This window comes from Sphingomonas sp. 10B4 (assembly GCF_035019905.1).
Taxonomy (GTDB): Bacteria; Pseudomonadota; Alphaproteobacteria; order Sphingomonadales; family Sphingomonadaceae; genus Sphingomonas; species Sphingomonas glacialis.
The window spans coordinates 1-600 of the sequence record NZ_JASJVC010000184.1; the positions used below are offsets into that span (position 1 = coordinate 1).

A 600-nucleotide genomic window follows, 5' to 3' on the forward strand; every position below is an offset into this window, starting at 1 on the left:
CTGGAATGGACTGCCTCCTGCGAGACGGGCAGTATCGACAGTGGTGCGCAAGGCGGCTTCGGCATCGGCGGCCCATTTGGCGCGATAACCGTTGGTGACTTTCCGCTGGATGACGCTGGGTCTGAGGGCGCGCTCGCTGACATTATTGGTGGCATCGACCCTGCCCGCGAAATCGCAAAAGGTGAGTATTTGGTCGCGCGCGCGGCGGATTTGCCCGAGCAGTTCGCGCGCCAGCTGGCAATCGGTGGTGGTGGCAAGGATGACATCGAGGTCGCGCATCAGCGCGCGCCTTCGGTTTTTCACCGTAGCGGCGGCGAGTGCGGCGATGTCGCGGGCAAGCCTGAAGGCGCGATCAAACCAGAACTGGACCCGCATCCCGATCAAATCGCTACCATTCTCGGCGACGAAGCGCGCCTTGCGATCGAGATGAGCAAGGCACGTCTGGTGACGCTGGCCATGCCCTTGCTGGGCAGAATAGCGATCCGATATCCATACGTCGGGTGTATGTCCGGCCATCGTGTCGTACACAACCTGAGCGGCGCGGCTGAACGCGGCGGTATGGACGACGGCCTTGCTCGAACAAAACACCCACTGATACGC

1 protein-coding gene is annotated in these 600 nt (G+C 62.2%); it reads right to left on the minus strand.

Annotated elements, in window-relative coordinates:
* Window positions 1-600 (minus strand): IS66 family transposase (locus tag QN347_RS19385; RefSeq protein ID WP_323494343.1); only part of this gene is annotated, 600 nt, incomplete at both ends.